The 1539-nt window shown below is 65.3% G+C and carries 2 protein-coding genes; one reads left to right on the forward strand and one right to left on the reverse strand.

From position 1 onward, the window contains the following. Nucleotides 1-33: 33 nt before the first annotated feature. Nucleotides 34-675 (reverse strand): TetR/AcrR family transcriptional regulator, encoded by a 642-nt coding sequence (locus EN935_RS35405; RefSeq protein WP_127265118.1) that lies wholly within the window; start codon nucleotides 673-675, stop codon nucleotides 34-36. Nucleotides 676-780: 105 nt separating this feature from the next. Here EN935_RS35405 and EN935_RS35410 point away from each other — a divergent pair. Beyond that, nucleotides 781-1539 (forward strand): NAD(P)H-binding protein (locus EN935_RS35410; RefSeq protein WP_127374200.1); only part of this gene is annotated, 759 nt, incomplete at its 3' end.

Below are 1539 nucleotides of genomic sequence, written 5' to 3' on the forward strand. Positions count from 1 at the left end.
ACCCTCCCCACGAGGGGGAGGGTGGGGAGCATTCTATCCGTCCAGCAATTCCCTGAGCGCCATGTGCTTGTAGGCGGCGACCAGCCTGTCGCCCTCCTGCCGCTCAACGGAAATCGCCAGCCGCATGGCGGCTTCGCCCATTTGCCAGACGAGGAACGCCGTGGTTTCCAGCGCCACTGGATCGGCTGCCGGCCGCAGCCGTTTCAGCACTGCGGTGAGGAATTCGGCGTTGGCCCGGCTGTCGGCGAGTTCGAGCTGGCGCAGCGCCTTGTCGGCCTGCGTGCCCGACCAGATATCCCGCATCACCGGCTCCGCCAGGAACAACCGGTAATAGATGTCGACCAGTTCCGAAAATGCCTGGCTCAAGCCTTCGGCGTCGCCGACGCCGGCAAGTGCCGCCGAGATGCAGGTCTGGCTCTCGGCGGTGTAGCGCTCGGCCAGTGCCCAGACGATCGCCCGCTTGTCTGGAAAGAACTGGTAGAGCGAACCGATCGACACCCCTGCCCGTTCGGCCACTTCACCCATGCGCATGGCATCGCTGCCTTGCTCGGCGATTAGCGCCGAGGCAGCGGCCAGCATGCGCTCGACCCGCTCGCGGCTGCGCTGCTGGCTGGGCGCCCGGCGCGGCGAAGCAATCTGCTCCTGAGGGGAAACCGGCGTGGCCGTGTCTTCCATGACTGACTCCAATGCCGGCAAATCGCTTGACTCGCAAAATACGAGGGTTTATCACGTTTTGCAAATATGAGGATTACTCATGTTTGCAAAACGGAGGAAACCACCATGAATGACACAATAACCAGCCCCATCCTGATCCTTGGCGGCACCGGCAAGACCGGCCGCCGTCTCGCCGAGCGGCTGACGGCGCACGGCCTGCCGGTACGGATCGGCTCGCGCTCCGGCAACCCGCGCTTCGACTGGGAAATCCCCGCGACCTGGGGGCCGGCCTTGCAAGGCGTGAGTGCCGTCTACATCAGCTACTACCCCGACATCGCCGTGCCGGGCGCCGCCGAAACCGTCGGCGCCTTCGCCAGGCTTGCGGTGGCCAATGGCGTCACCCGCCTGCTGTTGCTCTCCGGCCGCGGCGAGGCGGAAGCCCAGCGCGCCGAGGAGATGCTGAAAGCCTCGGGCGCTGACTGGACGATCCTGCGCTGCGCCTGGTTCTCACAGAATTTCAGCGAAGGTTTTCTCGTCGAGCCCTTGCTGGAAGGCGAAGTAGCCTTGCCGGTCAGCAATGTCGGCGAGCCGTTCGTCGATGTCGACGACATCGCCGAAGCCGCCTTCGTCGCGCTGACGGAGCCAGGCCATGTCGGCCAGCTCTATGAGCTGGCCGGACCACGGCTGCTGAGCTTCGCCGATGCGGTCGCCGAGATCGGCAAGGCCGCCGGCCGCGACATCCGTTTTGTCAGGATCCCGCATGACGAATTCACCGCCGCGATGGCCGCACATGAACTGCCGCCCGAAATCGCCTGGCTGCTCAACGAGCTGTTCACGCAAGTGCTCGACGGCCGCAACGAGTCCCTCACCGATGGCGTCCAGCGC

It is taken from the genome of Mesorhizobium sp. M7D.F.Ca.US.004.03.1.1, assembly GCF_003998635.1.
Taxonomy (GTDB): Bacteria; Pseudomonadota; Alphaproteobacteria; order Rhizobiales; family Rhizobiaceae; genus Mesorhizobium; species Mesorhizobium loti.